Source organism: Flavobacterium sp. MR2016-29 (assembly GCF_015350695.1).
Taxonomy (GTDB): domain Bacteria; phylum Bacteroidota; class Bacteroidia; order Flavobacteriales; family Flavobacteriaceae; genus Flavobacterium.
Genome location: NZ_JADKPU010000002.1, coordinates 40,930 through 58,428, shown reverse-complemented (window position 1 = coordinate 58,428; position 17,499 = coordinate 40,930). Strand labels below are relative to the sequence as shown.

Annotated in this window: 15 protein-coding genes and 1 tRNA gene; 9 read left to right on the top strand and 7 right to left on the bottom strand. The window is 33.3% G+C overall.

Annotation, left to right across the window (positions count from 1 at the left end; all coding sequences use genetic code 11):
* Positions 1-194 precede the first annotated feature (194 nt).
* Positions 195-854 (top strand): HAD family hydrolase, encoded by a 660-nt coding sequence (locus IR010_RS06200; RefSeq protein WP_194602531.1) that lies wholly within the window; start codon positions 195-197, stop codon positions 852-854.
* Between the two features lie 180 nt (positions 855-1,034).
* Here the strand turns inward: IR010_RS06200 and IR010_RS06195 are convergent, their stop codons facing one another.
* The 4 genes from IR010_RS06195 to IR010_RS06180 form a co-directional block, all read right to left on the bottom strand.
* Entirely contained in the window at positions 1,035-1,691 is a 657-nt protein-coding gene (locus IR010_RS06195; protein WP_228515109.1) for a DUF1080 domain-containing protein, read from the bottom strand.
* Positions 1,692-1,829: 138 nt separating this feature from the next.
* The gene (locus IR010_RS06190) at positions 1,830-2,252 is read right to left on the bottom strand and encodes a hypothetical protein (protein WP_194567969.1); all 423 of its coding nucleotides are present in this window, start codon (positions 2,250-2,252) and stop codon (positions 1,830-1,832) included.
* A 39-nt stretch (positions 2,253-2,291) separates the two neighbouring features.
* Positions 2,292-2,765, bottom strand: coding sequence for a YcxB family protein (locus tag IR010_RS06185; RefSeq protein ID WP_194602529.1), 474 nt, complete (start codon positions 2,763-2,765; stop codon positions 2,292-2,294).
* 127 nt (positions 2,766-2,892) lie between these two features.
* Positions 2,893-2,974 (bottom strand) — tRNA-Leu (locus tag IR010_RS06180).
* A 108-nt stretch (positions 2,975-3,082) separates the two neighbouring features.
* On the opposite strand from IR010_RS06180, the gene IR010_RS06175 reads away from it, so the two are divergent.
* The 5 genes from IR010_RS06175 (at position 3,083) to IR010_RS06155 (ending at position 7,933) form a co-directional block, all read left to right on the top strand.
* Positions 3,083-4,471, top strand: a complete 1,389-nt coding sequence (locus tag IR010_RS06175) for a dipeptidase (RefSeq protein ID WP_029271686.1) — start codon at positions 3,083-3,085, stop codon at positions 4,469-4,471.
* 362 nt (positions 4,472-4,833) lie between these two features.
* A complete protein-coding gene (locus IR010_RS06170) occupies positions 4,834-5,256 on the top strand; it encodes a hypothetical protein (protein WP_194602527.1) in 423 nt (140 codons plus the stop codon).
* 18 nt (positions 5,257-5,274) lie between these two features.
* A complete protein-coding gene (locus IR010_RS06165; protein WP_194567977.1) occupies positions 5,275-6,234 on the top strand; it encodes a DUF6624 domain-containing protein in 960 nt (319 codons plus the stop codon).
* 107 nt (positions 6,235-6,341) lie between these two features.
* A complete protein-coding gene (locus IR010_RS06160; protein ID WP_029271690.1) occupies positions 6,342-6,713 on the top strand; it encodes a BlaI/MecI/CopY family transcriptional regulator in 372 nt (123 codons plus the stop codon).
* On the top strand, positions 6,710-7,933 hold the full coding sequence (locus tag IR010_RS06155; RefSeq protein ID WP_194567978.1) for an energy transducer TonB: 1,224 nt from the start codon (positions 6,710-6,712) through the stop codon (positions 7,931-7,933). Before IR010_RS06160 ends, IR010_RS06155 begins: the two co-directional genes overlap by 4 nt.
* A gap of 220 nt (positions 7,934-8,153) precedes the next feature.
* Here IR010_RS06155 and IR010_RS06150 read toward each other — a convergent pair whose 3' ends face one another.
* Entirely contained in the window at positions 8,154-9,518 is a 1,365-nt protein-coding gene (locus IR010_RS06150) for a saccharopine dehydrogenase family protein (RefSeq protein WP_029271692.1), read from the bottom strand.
* A gap of 191 nt (positions 9,519-9,709) precedes the next feature.
* Between IR010_RS06150 and IR010_RS06145 the strand changes: the two genes are divergently transcribed.
* Together IR010_RS06145 and pckA are read left to right on the top strand one after the other, a co-directional pair.
* The gene (locus IR010_RS06145; RefSeq protein WP_029271693.1) at positions 9,710-10,096 is read left to right on the top strand and encodes a DUF423 domain-containing protein; all 387 of its coding nucleotides are present in this window, start codon (positions 9,710-9,712) and stop codon (positions 10,094-10,096) included.
* 301 nt (positions 10,097-10,397) lie between these two features.
* On the top strand, positions 10,398-12,002 hold the full coding sequence (pckA, locus tag IR010_RS06140; protein WP_029271694.1) for a phosphoenolpyruvate carboxykinase (ATP): 1,605 nt from the start codon (positions 10,398-10,400) through the stop codon (positions 12,000-12,002).
* Positions 12,003-12,125: 123 nt separating this feature from the next.
* Here the strand turns inward: pckA and IR010_RS06135 are convergent, their stop codons facing one another.
* Both IR010_RS06135 and IR010_RS06130 read right to left on the bottom strand, forming a co-directional pair.
* Positions 12,126-13,187 carry a phytase gene (locus IR010_RS06135; protein WP_194602524.1) on the bottom strand — a complete coding sequence of 354 codons (1,062 nt, stop codon included), beginning with the start codon at positions 13,185-13,187 and terminating at the stop codon, positions 12,126-12,128.
* Positions 13,188-13,260: 73 nt separating this feature from the next.
* Positions 13,261-16,071: a TonB-dependent receptor gene (locus IR010_RS06130; RefSeq protein WP_194602520.1), complete on the bottom strand. Its 2,811-nt coding sequence runs from the start codon at positions 16,069-16,071 to the stop codon at positions 13,261-13,263.
* Positions 16,072-16,303: 232 nt separating this feature from the next.
* On the opposite strand from IR010_RS06130, the gene IR010_RS06125 reads away from it, so the two are divergent.
* Positions 16,304-17,404 (top strand): DUF4407 domain-containing protein, encoded by a 1,101-nt coding sequence (locus IR010_RS06125; protein ID WP_029271698.1) that lies wholly within the window; start codon positions 16,304-16,306, stop codon positions 17,402-17,404.
* Positions 17,405-17,499 lie beyond the last annotated feature (95 nt).

The following is a 17,499-nucleotide window of genomic DNA, read 5'->3' as shown; positions in this document are numbered from 1 at the left end:
CACACTAGAAGCTCGACAAAGATTGGCGATTCTCTTTGTAGATTCACTAGTGTGATTTCTCCTCCGTCGAAATGACAAATAGTAAGCAGCAAAAAAAAATTCTTAGCGAATCTCTGCGAAAAACCTCCGAGAATCTCTGTGAAATAACCCTTTATTACCCTATCTTGCAACCGTTAAAAAAACAAAATACAATAATGAAAAAGCAATGTGTAATTTTTGATATGGATGGCGTGATTTCACACACCAATCCGCATCATGTGAAGGCTTTTGAGGCGTTTTTCGATAAATATAATGTTCCTTATACAAATGAAGAATTCGAAGAACATATGTACGGAAAACATAACAGTTACATCATGACGCATTTCTTCAAGCGCCCAATTGCGGGAGAAGAATTGCTGAAACTCGAAGACGAAAAAGAAGGAATGTTTCGCGAAATTTATAAAGATAAAGTCGATACGATTCCGCATTATTTGGATTTTTTAAGCGAATTAAAATCACGCGGATTTAAAACGGCTGTTGCAACATCGGCACCGCGTGCGAATCTGGATTTGATTGCAAACGCTTTAAAAATCTCAGACAAAATGGATTCGATGATGTCCAGCGAAGACGTAACACTTCATAAACCAAATCCCGAAGTTTATCTAAAATCGGCAGAGCGTGTTGGTGTTTCTCCGTCTGATTGTGTGGTTTTCGAAGATTCTTTTTCGGGCGTTACAGCAGGATTAAATGCAGGAATGAAAGTTGTAGGCGTTTTGAGTACACATACAAAAGAACAGCTTCCTGTTTGTGATTTTTATATTAATGATTATAGTGAGGTTAATGTGGATAAAGTTTTAGAAATATTAAAAGGCTAAAATTTTTAAACATATAATTAATATAAGTTCATTTAAAGAATGAGCATAATTTGCATTGCCTTCAGTTTTTGACTGGAGGTTTTTTTATATTTTAAAAGGAAAAGTTTTATCTGAAGTTTTTATTTTCTGCTCTGTTTGTCATTCCGAGGAACGAGGAATCACAAACTAGACTAATTAGTTTTAATCTTTAGAAATATTTTTTATGGTAATATTCCTGAAATCAATTGGCGAACGCTCGTAATTCAAAGAAATTTTCCCTTCTGTCGAAGAAGCTTCTGTGCACTCATTTACCAATTTTCCGTTTAAGTATTGCTTAATTTTTCCGTTTAAAGATTTAATAACTACGATGTTCCATTCACCATACGGATTTTCATTTTCTAAAAATTTAGGAGAAACAACACTTGCGCCGGCTTCAACTAATTTTCCATTTACTTTTGCCGTTACCTGATCCAAAAAGATAAAATCACCGGTAGTATTTTCTTTTATTTGAAATTGAATTCCTTTTGGCCAGATTTTGTCAGAAGCACCTAACGGAATGTTGTACATAACGCCACTATTTTTTACACCTTTCATTTTGTATTTCTCGTCAAGATTCCATCTGTATTCTAAAGTAAGTTCAAAGTTTTTATAGCTTTTTTTGGTCATCAAACAACTTGGATCTTCTCCGTGCATGCGAATCATTCCGTCTGCAAACTCATACACTTTTGACGGTTCCTGTTGTGCAGTATTGGTTTTAGTAAAAGCATACCAATCGTCCATTTCTAAAACTTTTCGCTGAACAACGCAGGAATTTAGAATAATAAGCAGAGCAATAACAAAAGTTGATTTTTTGAACATAACTATGAGTTTAAAACGAAGTAGATTAACCGGGTTAAGGATTTATTAAAAAGTAAAAATAAGGATACGGGTTAATATAAAAAATAGAAGTTCTGGTTTTTTTTGTTTTGATTTTTTTGAAAAGTAAAATGGAGAGATTTAGTTTTCTTCCCAGAAGATTTTATGATTATGACTTACCAAATAAAGAAAAGTTGTGTCTGTAAGTCGTGTATCTTTTTTCAAGTCAAAAATATAAGATCCTTTAGATTCTTTATTTCTCTCTGTGCCACAATCGCTCCAATTGAGTTCGAGTGTTTTTTTATTATTTATTAGTCCGCTAATTTGTTCGTATGGTATGCCACTATCAAAAAGGAATTCATTATAATTTATATATTCTGTCGAACTTCCATTTTTTAGATGTCCAATAAAAGTTCCAGCTATAACCAATGAATCAATATCTTCTCCTGTTTTATTGTAGAACTTGACGTGTAAATTTTTATAGTTTAGATAAAATACAAAACCCATTATTATCAAAATAATAAAGATTATAATTCCTCTTTTTTTCTGTTTTGATAATTGCATTTTCTAATAAATTGTTTATAGGTTGCTTACTGCCAAATTTTATCTGTTTTTAATCTTCAAAAATACTTCATTCTTAAACCAATTTTCGTCTTCAGGGGTTTCAAAAATTCGTTTTGGGAAAAATACACTTTGTCCTTTTGAAAGGTATAGAATATAAAGATCATTTAGTTCTAAAACTTTTATGAAATTAGTTACTGCAATTGTACTTTCTGTTGTTTCATCAAAGCGAGAAATAATTTTGTCGTTGAAAATTTCATGTTCTCTTTCTGAAAGAATAATCTTGTTTTCTTTTGAGTTTGCAAATCTCCAGTATTGAAAAAATGTAATTAGCGGAAAAAGAAAGCCAAATACAATCATAAAAATATCAGATGAATCTTTGTTGTCTTTAAATAGAATTGCGATAGAAATAAAAATAATAAAAGTATATAGCCACCATCGCTTTTTTAATAGAATTCTAATAATAAATGAGAGGTATTCTTTTTTAGTAAAGTGAAATTTTTTGGTTTTAATCATTTAGGAACGTTCTTAGGTTGCTTTTATAGATCAAATATAATGAAGAATTTTATTAGAAATAAGCTAAAAATCTAAAACAGTAATAAAACAAAAAAGCTTCTGAGTTAACTTCAGAAGCTTTTTTCAGTGCGGATAATAGGACTCGAACCTACACGCCTTGCGGCACCAGATCCTAAGTCTGGCATGTCTACCAATTTCACCATATCCGCTCAATTGTGGGTGCAAAGATAAGCATAACTTCGAATTTTCAAAGCAATTTTGAAAAAAAATATTTATTCTCTTTTTTGTACTTTTGAAATTCTATAAAAATTATTTAAATGGAAAATATTAAGTCGTACGTTCAACAACATAAAGATCGGTTTATCAATGAATTGATCGAATTATTAAAGATTCCGTCGGTTAGTGCCGACAGTGCATACTCACAAGATGTTATCGATACTGCCGAAGCTGTTAAAGAAAGTTTATCAAAAGCAGGCTGCGATTTAGTCGAAGTTTGCGACACTCCGGGTTATCCAATTATTTATGGAGAAAAAATAATCGACCCAAATTTACCAACAGTTTTAGTGTACGGACATTATGATGTTCAACCGCCAGATCCAATGGAATTATGGACATCGCCACCATTTGAACCCGTTATCAAAACAACAGAAATTCATCCTGATGGAGCTATTTTTGCTCGTGGTGCCTGCGACGACAAAGGTCAGATGTACATGCACGTAAAAGCGCTTGAATATATGGTACAAAGCAATACTTTGCCTTGTAATGTAAAATTCATGATCGAAGGCGAGGAAGAAGTAGGTTCTGCAAGTTTGGCTTGGTTCGTAGAACGCAATCAGGAAAAATTAAAAAATGATGTTATCCTGATTTCAGATACTGGAATGATTTCTAATCAACAACCATCAATTACCACAGGTTTGCGTGGTTTAAGTTATGTTGAGGTAGAAGTTACAGGTCCAAATCGTGATTTACATTCCGGTTTATACGGTGGAGCAGTGGCGAACCCAATTAATATTCTAGCAAAAATGATTGCTTCCTTGCATGACGATGACAATCATATTACGATTCCAGGATTTTACGATAAAGTTCAGGAATTGTCTCTTGAAGAAAGAGCTGAAATGGCAAAAGCACCTTTCAGTTTAGAAAAATATAAAAAAGCCTTAGATTTAAACGATGTTTATGGCGAAAAAGGATATGTAACCAACGAACGCAACTCAATTCGTCCAACATTAGACGTAAACGGAATTTGGGGCGGTTATCAAGGAGAGGGCGCTAAAACAGTTATTGCGAGCAAAGCTTTTGCTAAAATATCAATGCGTTTGGTTCCAAACCAAGACTGGGAAGAAATCACAGCACTTTTCAGCAAACATTTTGTTAGCATCGCGCCAGCTGGAGTTACTGTAAAAGTTACCCCGCACCACGGTGGTCAAGGTTACGTAACGCCAATTGACAGCATTGGATATCAAGCAGCAAATAAAGCGTATACAGAAACGTTTGGAGTTCCTGCAATTCCAGTTCGTTCAGGAGGAAGTATTCCGATTGTGGCTTTGTTTGAAAAAGAATTAAAAAGCAAAACAATCTTAATGGGATTTGGTTTGGATTCTGATGCCATTCACTCGCCAAACGAACATTTCGGAATCTTTAATTACTTAAAAGGAATTGAAACTATTCCGTTGTTTTACAAGTATTTTGTTGAATTAAGTAAATAAGGGTTTTTGCCGCTAAAGCGCTAAGAGACAAATTTTATTTAAAATATAATATTAAATCCGTTCAGAAATGAGCGGATTTTTTTATGGAATATGGTCCCGAGGCTTCGTGATAAAATTGGAATTTAATTTATTGAATAGCCTCCAGCTTTAGCTGGAGTTTTTTTTGAGAAAAGAATTGGCTTTAGCCGAAATATTTTAGCATCCAACAATTTATTAGCTAAAGCTGGAGCTTATTCAACTTTTGGTAAACTTAAAATGTGAAACGTGAAACAAAAAAATCTGAACCTTTTTTCTTGCACATTAAAAATTAATCTCTACATTTGTAGAGCAACATCTATAAATGTAGAGCAAAAGTAAAAAAAATGAGACAGTTTTTTATCATACTATTTTTTGGAATATTACTTTTTGGATGCAAAAGCAAACCAATTAATCAGAAGATTGACCATAAAAAAGAAGGCGTTTGGATGGATGACTACACACAAGATAATGTCAGATACAAATCGTTTGAATATTATAAGCACGACGAACCAGTAAAAAAGTGGAAATCTTACATTGGCGGAAAAATCTATAAAACAGAAAAATACAAAAACGGAATTTGCATTGTTACCTATTATTATGAAAATGGAAAAGTACAATCAAAAGGAAAAACAAAACTAGAAGTTAATGCAAAAGAAACGCATTGGTTTTATTTTGGTGATTGGAAATTCTATTCAGATAAAGGAAAAATAACCGAGATCAAAAAGTATAATAATGGAGAATTAATCTCGGAACAAAAAATAAAATAAACTACTAACTTTAAACCTATGAGAAAAATAATGGTTTTCTTTTTTATCGTAATGAACCTTAGTTTAATACAAGCGCAGAACTATAAAGAACTTGTTCGAAAAGCAGATTCCTGCTATAGAGCAGAGCATTATAAAATGTCTGTTGGTTATTACGAAAAAGCCTTTGAAATTGAGCAAAAATCATCAATACATCTTTACAATGCAGGATGTTCAGCATCTATGGCTAAGGAAAAAGAAAAAGCATTTAAATGGCTTAATTTAGCAATTGACAACGGATATGAAAATATAGCACACATACAAATTGAGAAGGATTTGATGTCTTTGCATGCAGAAAAAGAATGGCAAAATACAATTGATAAACTGCAAAAGAAAGTAGATCTTATAGGAGCCAACTATGATAAACCACTCCAAAAAGAACTGTTAGATATTTATACGGAAGATCAAAACATTCGCATAAAATTCATGGATATTTATAAAGATCCTAAATCAGATAAAAGGAAAATAGACAGCATTGGCAAAATAATGAATAATAAAGACAGTATCAATCTCATTAAAGTAATGAAAATACTGGACGAAAAAGGCTGGGTCGGAAAAAATGTTGTGGGTGCAGAGGCAAATAAAACCTTGTTTTTGGTTATGCAGCATTCTCCTTTAATATACCAGCAAAAGTATTTGCCAATGATGAGAGAGGCGGTAAAAAAAGGTGATGCAAATCAGCGTAATTTAGCTTATTTAGAAGATAGAATAGCGCTAAGAGAAGGAAGACCGCAAATTTATGGAAGCCAGTATGCAAATAATAAAATGAAAAACACATGGCATATATCGCCTATGATCGATCCTGATAATGTAGATAAAAGACGTGCTGAAGTTGGTCTTGGTCCCATAGCTGAATATGCAGTACAATTGAATATTGACTGGAATCTTGAAGCTTATAAGAAAGAATTGCCGGAATTAAAAAAACTTGAAAATATTAAATAATCACACTATAACTTTCACGTTTAATAATAAAGAATAAAGGAGCTCATTAATTAAACTTAATATGCAAAAAAAAACGTAGTATCTCAGAACCTTAGAACCTAAAAAATATGCAACTATCAAACTCAGAAGAACAATTAATGGAACATCTTTGGAAGCTAGAAAAAGCTTTTATGAAAGATTTGCTCGAGGCGTATCCAGAACCAAAGCCTGCAACAACAACGGTTGCAACACTTTTAAAACGAATGATCGACAAGAAATTTGTTGCGTACAACGAATTCGGAAATTCTAGAGAATATTATCCGTTAGTCAAGAAAACAGCTTATTTTTCGAAACACGTAAACGGCTTAATAAGCAACTTTTTCAATAATTCGGCTTCGCAATTTGCTTCTTTTTTTACTACCGAAACTGATTTATCGACTTCGGAATTAGAAGAACTCAAAAAGATAATCGATTCACAAATTCAAAAAAAGAAAAAATGATAACGTACATCTTAAAATCGGCAGTTCTGCTTTTAATTTTTTATGCCATTTATAAATTATGGCTGGAAAACGAAAAAATGTTTCGTTTTAATCGCGCTTATTTGTTAGCAAGTTTGATTTTTAGTTTTGTAATTCCTCTTAAGATTATTTCTTTTGAAACACAGTTTTCTTCAAGAATTCAATTAATCGAATTAAATGAATTGGTGCTTCAAAAAGGCAGTCAAAATTTAGAATCAGTTTCAAAAAATGATTTTTTGAGTGTTTTAATTCTTGTTTTCTATGCCTTTATAGTTTTGCTTTTAGCTTTCAGATTTGCGGTGAATATATATTCTTTTTTCAGCAAGATTAAAAGAAATAAACTACAGTTAGTAAACGGCGAAAAAGTGATTTTAATAGATGATGCCGTCTTGCCGCATTCTTTTTGGAATGTAATTTTTATTAATAAAAATGAATTTGAAAACGGTAAAATTCCAGTCGAATTAATAATGCACGAAAAAGCACATTTACAGCAAAAACATACATTAGATATTTTGTTTGCAGAACTTATTCAAATTATTTTCTGGTTCAATCCGCTGCTTGTTTTTTATAAAAAAGCAATCAAACTCAATCATGAATTTTTAGCTGATGAAGCGGTAAACAAGCAGTTTGATTCGGTTACAAGCTATCAGAATCTTTTGCTTGATTTTGCATCCGATAAAAACACTATTTCGCTTGCCAGTAACATTAATTATCTAATAACTAAAAAACGTTTACTAATGATGACCAAAAAAGAATCTCCGATTAAGATCATATTGAAAGTTTGTACTGTAAGTGCTGTTTATGTTTTGCTGCTATTTGTTTTCAGCACAAAAACAATGGCTCAAACAGTTAGCAATAAAGCCGATGTAAAAGAAAAAGATATTTATACAAATGATGCTATTGAAAAAAAACCAGAATTTCCGGGTGGTGTTTTAGCATTTTACAAATTTGTTGGTTCTAATTTTAAAATGCCTGCCGAAGCAGCAAAAAACAAGATTGAAGGTAAAGCGTATATGCAGTTTATTGTTGAAAAAGATGGAAGTTTATCTGAGATCAGAACAATGAAAGATGCCGGTTACGGAATAGGCGATGAGGTAATTCGTGTATTAAAACTTGCTCCAAAATGGACTCCAGGCTCTATAAATGGAAAGCCAGTTCGAGTAATGTATAGTTTGCCAATTACGATTCAGGCTGAGAAATAGGTTTTTTTTTAAAGGTTCAAAGGGGCAAAGGTTCAGAGATACTAAGGTGTAGTTTTGCATAGGCTTTAGCTTCGGATAAAACTATTAATTGGAAAAACTTTGTACCTCTGAACCTTTGCCCCTTTGAACCTTTTTTTAAAAAAAATCCGCTTCTAAAACTTAGAAGCGGATAAAATAAAAAACTAAAAAAAAATTCTAAAAATAAAATTAAAAATCAGACTTAAAATAAATCTGGATTATATCCAAAATAGGGTACTATTTGTTCGTTAAAAATGACCCCGTATTCTTCTAATTCTTTCAAAATAGGCAAATAAACTTCTTTCTTTATTGGAAGCTGAACGCCTGGAGTTGTAATTTTTCCATTCAAAATCAATAATGTTGCCATTGCAACGGGCAAACCAACTGTTTTTGCCATTGCTGTATAAGTTTGATCGTCTCCGGTACAGACCATTTTTGAGTCGATTTGTTTTTTCTCGCCATTCAGTATATAGCCAAATTTATGATACATCACAATCATATCTTTATCATCTGGAGCCAATGTCCAGCTGTCCGATAGTATCTTTTCTAAAATTTGAGCTGGAGTAGCATTGGGCAAATTCACTTTTTTGTGAGGATTAAACAAATCCAGTTCTAAAAGTTTATCCCACATAATATCGTCTTGATCAATTTTTAAAATCAATCGTGTTTTTATTTCGACAGAATCCGTTGGATGATAAGGCAAAAATGAGTTTACAAATTCGCGGTAACTCATATTCTCAGAACCTTCCATAATATAACTGTCATCTGTCATTCCGAGCTGTACAAACATATTCCAAGCTTTCGAAAAGCCAACTCGTCTTATAGTTCCACGGTATAAAGTCAAAATATCATCTAAACCATAAATCGATCTGTATTTAAGTGAATCCCGGTTTGAATACGCTTCGAATTTTCCGTAACCTTCTACTTCAAGAAATTCTGTTCTGCGAAATACAGTTCCGTACGGAATATATTTATAAGTGCCTTCCTGAATAAATTTTGCAGCACCGCCCTGACCGGCTAAAACAACGTTTCTTGGCGCCCAGGTAAATTTGTAATTCCATAAATTATTATCGCATTCTGGAGCTACTAAACCACCGCAAAACGATTCAAAAAGCAGCATATTGCCACCTTTCGATCTAATTTCATCAATCACTTTCATGGCGCTCATGTGGTCGATTCCAGGATCAAGACCAATTTCATTCATGAAAATTAGATTGTTTTTTTTCGCTTCTTCATCTAAAGCCTGCATGGCATCACTTATATAAGATGCGGTTACAAGATGTTTTTTGAATTCTAGACAGTCTTTTGCAATTTCAATATGTAAATGAGCCGGCAGCATCGAAATCACGATTGAAGCTTTTTCTATTGCCGATTTTCTTTCGTCAGTATCAAAAATATTTAAAGCAATTGGAGTCGCATTGGGGTGTTTCTGTGTCTTTTTTTCGGCCAAAGCCAATGACAAATCTGCCACAACAAGATGTAAATTTTCACTTTCTGACTTTGATAGTAGATAACGTATCAACGATGATGCAGATCGACCAGCTCCGATAATTAAAATGCTTCTCATGTTTTTAATATATAACACAAATGTATTAAAATGTTATAAATATAACAATTGATTAAGGTGTAAAAAATGATTTATTTTTAAAATACGTTAAAAAAGGCATTATTCTTTCGGTGAATAATTTTTTAGGAAATCAGAATGCCAATTTTAATTGGATTGAAGTACTTTTGCATAGTAATTGAAAAACAAACAAAATGAAAAGAAAAATAGTTTTGACTGGAGCTTTTATCGGAATGCTAGCTATAATTTTAGGTGCTTTTGGCGCTCATTTATTAAAGAAATGGCTTTCTGTAGATCAATTAAATACTTTTGAAGTTGGTGTTCGCTATCAAATCTATCATGCCTTTTTTTTATTTTTCCTTTCTACAAGAAAAGAACTTGCTGAAAAAACCTTAAAAACAATTTATAATTTGGTGGTTGCAGGCGTAGTTCTTTTTAGTGGTTCTATCTATTTATTAGCTACTAAAAACCTTACACTCTTCGATTTTAAAATTATAGTATTCGCAACTCCTTTAGGCGGATTATTATTAATTATTGCTTGGCTGACATTATTTGTTACGATTTTGAGGCAAAAATCATAAAATCCCGAATAAAAAATTCTATCTAAAAATTAATCTTTAATTTTGTCTCATAAATAACATATAATCTTATTTATGTGAATTTATTTTGTTTTTTACTTTAATTAGAAAAAAATATAACAAATTCATTTACTGGATTATAGAAAAAGAAATTAGAGGCAGTTATTTTTTTATTTTACTGATTTTGAAGTTTAAATTTTACCTTTTTGATATAAATAAAAGTGAAATTGAAATAATTTAAAGCATTAATAATAAATTCTATAATTTTGCTTTTTATAAAAATATCACACACAACTTAAAATTTATGGACACTAACACACTTTTCTCGCAATCGATTTCGTTGAAAGAATTAGGAATTGAAAATGCAAAAGTTCGCTATCAATTATCTGCAGATGAATTGCATGCGATTACTTTGGAGTCTGGCCAAGGAGTTGAAAACTCTACAGGCGCATTGGCGATTAATACAGGTGAATTTACAGGACGTTCTCCTCAAGACCGTTTTATTGTAAAAGACAGCATTACTGAAGATAAAGTTTGGTGGGGAAATGTAAATATTCCTTTTTCGACAGAAGCTTTTGAAAAGTTATACAATAAGGTAACTCAATTTTTATCTAATAAGGAAGTTTTTGTTCGTGACTCTTACGTTTGCTCTGATGCAAATTATAGATTAAATGTTCGTGTTGTAACAGAAACCGCTTGGTCAAACTTGTTTTGCTACAATATGTTCTTAAGACCAGAAGAGTCTGAATTAGCAAATTTTACTCCAGAATGGACTGTGATTTGTGCGCCAAGTTTTATGGCAGATCCTGCTGTAGACGGAACGCGCCAGTCTAATTTTGCTATTCTAGATTTTACTAAAAAAATAGCTCTTATTGGAGGAACAGGATATACTGGAGAAATGAAAAAAGGAATTTTCTCTGCTTTAAATTTCATTTTGCCTGTTTTCGAAAACACATTGCCAATGCATTGCAGCGCTAATGTTGGTGAAGCAGGAGATACAGCAATTTTCTTTGGATTGTCAGGAACTGGAAAAACAACTTTGTCTGCAGATCCAGAACGTAAATTAATTGGAGACGATGAACACGGATGGACTGCTGAAAATACAGTTTTTAACTTTGAAGGTGGCTGTTATGCAAAAGTGATTAATTTATCAGAAGAAAATGAACCAGACATTTTTAGAGCGATCAAAAAAGGAGCTCTTTTAGAAAATGTGGTTTTCAAAGCCGGAACAAACGAAGTAGATTACGACGATGTTTCGATTACTCAAAATACACGTGTGAGCTACCCAATAACTCATATTGATAATATTCAGCCAGGTTCTATTGGCCACAATCCTAAAAACATATTTTTCTTGACGGCAGATTCTTTTGGAATTTTGCCTCCAATCTCAAAACTTACGCCAGGTCAGGCAGCTTACCATTTTATCTCAGGATATACAGCTAAAGTTGCAGGAACTGAAGCAGGAGTAACAGAACCGCAGCCAAATTTTTCAGCTTGCTTTGGAGCGCCATTTATGCCTTTGCATCCAACGCGTTATGCCGAAATGCTGACTAAAAAAATGAAAGATGCAGGAGTAAAAGTTTGGTTAATTAATACTGGCTGGACGGGCGGTGCTTACGGAACAGGAAGCCGAATGAAACTAAAATACACTCGCGCTATGATTACCGCTGCATTAAACGGTGAGTTGGATAATGTAGAATATAAAAATCACGCCGTATTTGGAATCGCAAAACCACAATCTTGCCCGAATGTTCCAAGCGAAATTTTAAATCCAAGAAATACTTGGGAAGATCCTGCGTTATATGATATAAAAGCAATCGAATTGGCTAAGAAATTCAAAGCTAATTTTGCCAAATTTGAAGAGTTCGCTAACGCTGAAATTTTAGCTGGCGCACCAAAAACAGAATAAGGGGGTTACTAATTCAAATTAAAAAAAGCTGTTCATTATGAACAGCTTTTTTGTTTGGTCTCAATCGCAAAAAAAAAAAAAAATAAATTGAACACTGAAACTGCGACTGAAAACCTGAAAACTTTATTTCTTACTTTCGTCGATTCGTTTTTGAATTAAATCCCAAGAATAGTAGTGAAAAGTCATTCCGTTGCTCATGGCTACAAAAAGGCCATTTTTTAAATTCCCTCCTAGATTAATGCTCGTTGCATCAGCACCATCACATTCAATCGTTGAAGTTGGAATTTCCGCTAATAAAGGATAATGGTTTAGATTTCCTTTTACACCTTCTCTTGGATAAATCATAAAAGTATTTGTCTGCTGATTTGATACTAAGATATAACCGGTAGAATCTGTTTTTTTATAAATTGCAATTCCTTCGTTGTCGGCTTTGAAACCTGTTTTTCCAAATATTGCTAGCTCTTTATTATTGTTTAATGCAGGATCAGCTTTGTATTTTCTGATTCCGAATTGTTCATCACAATACAAAATAGTTCCTAATTCGTTATCTACTGCAATGGCTTCTATTTCTTTTTTTCCGCTATAAGCACCAAATTTTCTCACCACTTTTGCTGTTGCAAATTTTCCAGCACCAGAAAGTTCATATTGCCATAAATAACTGCCTGAAGGGCCAGATTTTCTTCCTACAACAGCAAAAATCTTTTTGTCGCTTGGGCGTGTGTATAACGCAATTCCCATTGGGTCACGCAAGGTTTCGCCTTCAAAAACAGAAATTCCGCCGTTATCAATTGCTTTTAAATCAGGCAAGCTAAAAATTCTGATTTTATTGTTTTCGCGTTCTGTGGTTACGGCAACGTCTACTTTTTTTCCGTCGATAATTAATCCATAAGCGATATCAACATTGTTAGGGCGTTTTAAAACCTCAGACTTGGCAACAATTTTTCCTTTTAAATCAAACGCATACAATCCGCCGTCTGTATCTTTATCTGTACCAATAATTATGCTTTTTGAAGCGTCTGTAGGGTGAATCCAGATCGAAGGATCATCCGTATCATGTGGCAGCGCTTGTGTGACAACAGTTGGTTTTATTGCATTTTTTGCAACTGGAGCTAACTTATCATCGTTTTTGCATGCGGTAAATAAAACACTTAAAAGTAAAAAAGTGATTATATATTTATTTTTCATTATGATTTCTTTTGAATAAAATTAGACAGAACCGCTAAGTTCTGCCCAATTTAAGAATTTTATAAATTGATTATTACAAGTCAAACTTCAAGCCGAAATTGTATCTCGCTTGATAGTATTCTGCTTGCTTGGTATGCGCCTCAATTCCTTGATAATAACGCAAAGGCTGGTTAGTTAAGTTGTTAGCTTCGGCAAATACGCGAAGGTGTTTTGTGATTTTGAATGAAGCATTCGCATCTAAGAAAAATTGTTTGTCGTAATAACTGTCTTTATAAGATTCTGAACCTAATTCATCTAAATAATCTGAAGTGAAGTTGGTCGAAATTCTAGCAGAAAAACGTTTGTTTTCCCAAGATAATGATCCGTTAAACATATGTGGTGTTGTTCCCGGAAGACTGATGTCATTTCTTTCGTTTCCGTCTTCGTCGGCAATTCCTTTAGCCTTAGATTTTGTGTAAGTGTAGTTTAAATATACACCAAATCCCTTTAAAAATTTGCCCGGCAAGAAATCTAACTGACGCTGAAGCGCCACTTCAAAACCATAAACATCAACTTGGTCTCCGTTTCTTGATTGTACAAACGACCAGTTTTCGCCAGCTGGGATTGGATTTGTCTGATTTGGAAAATCTGCAGCAAATTTTGCATCAGTATATTGATTATCACTGTAATTATAAATGAAGTCATTTAATCTTTTGTAGAAAACACCTCCAGAAATTAATCCAACTGATTTGAAATAATTCTCTGCCATGAAATCATAGTTATATGAATATGTTGCATCTAAACCTGGATTTCCAGCTGTAATTTCTTTGTCGGCAGCAATGTTATTTACATAAGGAGCCAGTGCATAATAATTTGGTCTTGCTAAAGCAGTGGTTGCAGCCGCTCTTAAAACTAAATCTTTGGTCGCATTATATTGAAAAGAAATGCTTGGCAATAAATTCGTGTATGAATTGGTATTGTTGATTTGACTCTCTAATTCTTCTTCATCTAAAACTCTATTTCCAGTGTAATCGATGTGCGTATTTTCTACTCTGAAACCTAAAACCATTGAAAGTTTGTCGTTAAAATCCTGATCCCATCTTACGTAAGCCGCATAAATACTTTCTTTAGCATTATAATTTACTGCTAAATATTCAGATGGATTTGCTTCTTTATCAAATAAAGCAGCGTTGTTTAAATCTAAACTTCCTAAGAAATTTGCCGAAGCAAAAGCTCCTGGTACATATTTGCTTCCTGGATTAAAGTTTTTTCCATCATAATAACTAGTCGGAACTTCAGATAATAATTCCATTCCGTCGTTTATTGGCTCGTAAGAGTAGAACATGTTATTTCTTTCTTTTTCTTTCAATCGAAGTCTAAGACCAGTTCTTAATCTTCCTTTTTCAGATGGAATAACAGAGAAAGGAAAACGGATGTTGATTTTTGCACCAAATTCGCTTTCGCTGGTTTCATCTGTGTTTTCTGTAACAGAATCAAATTTGAATTCATCTGTTGATTCTCCAACCGTTGTCATCAAAGGAAATCTAGGATCAGACAAATCTTCCATCATTTCTAAACCTTTCTGACGGTATTCGATATAACGTTCTCCCGGACGATATTCTCTTGCTTTTGCATAATTTGCTGACCAGTCTAAATCTAAGTTGGAGTTGATTAAATGTTCTCCACGAATCGAATAATTTTGAACGCGCTGATCTTCTAATCTTCTGTTTTTGTTTCTGCTGTTATCGACTCCGCCTTTTGTCTGGCGTTTTACACGACCTTCAAAACCAATGATTTCTTCTCCATTATAAAGAGGCTCGATATCATCATAAGTTGTTCTGAAACGGTTTTCCCTGTCATCTCTCCAATTGTAAATGGCATTAGCGAAAATCGTGTTATTCTCGTCAAATTTATAATCTAAAGCTACAGATCCGCTTCTTCGAATACGCTGTACATCATATTTTCTAATCTCTGAAGCTTGTAGATATTCGTTTCCGAAATCATCTTTTACCCATTCATTTTCGATATTATCAGATCCGTAATCTACATTATTGTATGATCCGCTGAAAACAGCACCCAATTTATTGTCAAAAAAACGATTACCGTAAACTAAACCTGCTGTGTAAGAGGCGTGTTCGCGAATTGGCAAATAACCTCCGGCCAGCGTTGCAGAAATTCTTTCGCCGTTTGGAGTTGCTCTTGTAACTAAATTTACAGAACCTCCTATAGCATCAGCATCCATGTCAGAAGTTAAGGTTTTGTTTACTTCGATTGTCGAAATCATATCAGACGGAATCAAATCCATTTGTACGTTTCTATTGTCTCCTTCTGCAGATGGAATTCGGTCACCATTTAAGGTTACCGAGTTCAATGACGGAGCTAAACCTCTAATAATAATGTTACGCGCTTCACCTTGATCATTTTGCATTGTGATACCTGGAACACGTTTTAAAGCGTCTCCAATATTGGCATCAGGAAAACGCCCTACTTGATCAGATGAAATGATGTTTCCTATATTTTTGCTGTTTTTTTGTTGATTCAGCGCTTTGGCCTGACCTTTTAAAATGTCTCCAACAACAACCTCATTTAATTCTGTTCCTGAAGTTTTTAGAGTGAAATCAAGGACGTTATTTTTGCCTTGTTCAACTGTTATTTCGTGAGTAATTGGTTCGTATCCTATATATTTTACTTGTACTTGGTAAGTTCCAGCATTTATGTTAAGCAATTCAAAACGACCATTGTAATCTGAAACTGTGTATTTGTTTTCACCTACAATCTGAATCATCGCTCCAGGCAACGGAAGTTTGTCGTCAATATCTAATACTTTTCCAGAAATTATGGCTTTTTGAGCATAACCTGAAAAGGCTAAAAGCATGAATGTTACTACTAAATAAATTTTTTTCATTGTTTTTTAGTTTGATTTGTTGCGAAACTAGAACCTTAATGTTATTAAAGCCGTTAAAAAAAATTAACATACTGTTATGATTCCCCGCTTAAAATCGAATTACATTAATCTTAAACTAACATTCGAGTTTCAAATAATTGAGGTTCAGTTAAAAACAAATCAACTATTTATGTCAGAATTAAATTTTTGGCGCTAAATTTGCCTTATCAATCACAATCAAAAATCATCAATCATGTTAAAACAATTTTTTATCCTTTGTTCTGGAGCAGACAGAGATCTTCTCGAAGGATGTTCAGAAGGCGAACAAACCAAATATGTTGGTATTGGAGCCACCGTTTTTTTTACTGCAGTTATGGCTTTCTTGGCCAGTGCTTATGCACTTTTTACTGTATTTGACTCTATTTATCCAGCTTTAATTTTTGGCTTTGTATGGAGTTTGCTGATCTTTAATTTAGACCGATTTATTGTGTCGACAATTAAAAAGAGAGACCGTTTTATGGATGAATTTCTGCAGGCGACGCCACGAATTATGCTGGCAATTATTATTGCAATCGTAATTTCTAAGCCTTTGGAGATAAAAATTTTCGAAAAAGAAATCAACACCGTTTTATTGAAAGAAAAAAATGAAATGGAATTGGCCAATAAAAAGCAAATCGGAACTTATTTCAAAACAGATTTAGATAAGAATAAAGCGGAAATCGCAGCTTTAAAAGCGGATATTGTCACAAAAGAAAAAGAAGTAAACGCTCTATATTCGACTTATATTACAGAAGCCGAAGGAACTACAGGAACTAAAAAATTAGGGAAAGGTCCAGTTTATAAAGAAAAACGCGAAAAGCACGATGCATCTTTAAAAGAATTCGAAACGCTAAAAACAGCAAACGAAGCTAAAATTGCCGAGAAAGAAAAAGCAGGCAAACAACTCCAAGCTGACTTAGATAAAAAAGTTTCGCAGACACAACCCATTATTGAAGGTTTTGACGGATTAATGGCGCGAATTAATGCGTTGAATAAACTGCCTTGGCTGCCGTCATTTTTTATAATGCTGTTGTTTTTAGCTATTGAAACGTCTCCAATTATTGCAAAATTATTAGCTCCAAAAGGAGAATTCGATTTTAAACAAGAAGAAGCTGAAACGGCTATGAAAGCTACTTTGGCACAAAACAAATACCAACGTGATTTATTAGTAAAAACAAGTGCCGAAATGCATGATAAGGTGTATGCAGATATTGCAGAAGATAAAAACCTCTATGATTTACAGCGTAAAAATGCCAAGGAATTATTAGAATTGCAATCACATAACTTTTTAGACAAACAGAAAGCGACCTTGTAAAAGGTAATCGGTAAAAATGTAAAAAGTCTTAAGCTCTAAATGAACTTAAGACTTTTTTTATTTTCAGTAAGAAGTCATTTCACTTCTCACAAATT

Bases quoted from the DNA above. Each gene is read 5' to 3' on its own strand.
- IR010_RS06145 (WP_029271693.1), top strand. From the start codon at position 9,710: ATGAAAAGAAAAATAGTTTTGACTGGAGCTTTTATCGGAATGCTAGCT.
- IR010_RS06155 (WP_194567978.1), top strand. From the start codon at position 6,710: ATGATAACGTACATCTTAAAATCGGCAGTTCTGCTTTTAATTTTTTAT.
- IR010_RS06125 (WP_029271698.1), top strand. From the start codon at position 16,304: ATGTTAAAACAATTTTTTATCCTTTGTTCTGGAGCAGACAGAGATCTT.
- IR010_RS06200 (WP_194602531.1), top strand. From the start codon at position 195: ATGAAAAAGCAATGTGTAATTTTTGATATGGATGGCGTGATTTCACAC.
- pckA (WP_029271694.1), top strand. From the start codon at position 10,398: ATGGACACTAACACACTTTTCTCGCAATCGATTTCGTTGAAAGAATTA.
- IR010_RS06190 (WP_194567969.1), bottom strand. From the start codon at position 2,252: ATGCAATTATCAAAACAGAAAAAAAGAGGAATTATAATCTTTATTATT.
- IR010_RS06175 (WP_029271686.1), top strand. From the start codon at position 3,083: ATGGAAAATATTAAGTCGTACGTTCAACAACATAAAGATCGGTTTATC.
- IR010_RS06130 (WP_194602520.1), bottom strand. From the start codon at position 16,071: ATGAAAAAAATTTATTTAGTAGTAACATTCATGCTTTTAGCCTTTTCA.
- IR010_RS06165 (WP_194567977.1), top strand. From the start codon at position 5,275: ATGAGAAAAATAATGGTTTTCTTTTTTATCGTAATGAACCTTAGTTTA.
- IR010_RS06160 (WP_029271690.1), top strand. From the start codon at position 6,342: ATGCAACTATCAAACTCAGAAGAACAATTAATGGAACATCTTTGGAAG.
- IR010_RS06185 (WP_194602529.1), bottom strand. From the start codon at position 2,765: ATGATTAAAACCAAAAAATTTCACTTTACTAAAAAAGAATACCTCTCA.
- IR010_RS06135 (WP_194602524.1), bottom strand. From the start codon at position 13,187: ATGAAAAATAAATATATAATCACTTTTTTACTTTTAAGTGTTTTATTT.
- IR010_RS06170 (WP_194602527.1), top strand. From the start codon at position 4,834: ATGAGACAGTTTTTTATCATACTATTTTTTGGAATATTACTTTTTGGA.
- IR010_RS06195 (WP_228515109.1), bottom strand. From the start codon at position 1,691: ATGTTCAAAAAATCAACTTTTGTTATTGCTCTGCTTATTATTCTAAAT.
- IR010_RS06150 (WP_029271692.1), bottom strand. From the start codon at position 9,518: ATGAGAAGCATTTTAATTATCGGAGCTGGTCGATCTGCATCATCGTTG.